The 219-nt window shown below is 64.8% G+C and carries 1 protein-coding gene; it reads right to left on the bottom strand.

Going from position 1 to position 219, the window contains the following annotated elements; genetic code table 11:
* The coding region (locus ACX9YW_RS23770) for an aldehyde dehydrogenase family protein (RefSeq protein WP_460351298.1) at nt 1-219 on the bottom strand (219 nt) is incomplete at both ends.

A 219-nucleotide genomic window follows, 5' to 3' on the forward strand; every position in this document is an offset into this window, starting at 1 on the left:
GGCCTTGATGTCGGCGTGGTCGCAAATGCCGTTGACGATGTCTTCGCCGCCGTGGACGACGTTGAGCACGCCAGCCGGGATGCCGGCTTCGAGCGCCAACTCGACCAGGCGGCAGGTCACCAGCGGGTCCTGTTCCGACGGCTTGAGCACGAAGGTGTTGCCGCAGGCGATCGCCATCGGAAACATCCACAGCGGGATCATCGCCGGGAAGTTGAACGG

The organism is Pseudoneobacillus rhizolycopersici (assembly GCF_054786815.1).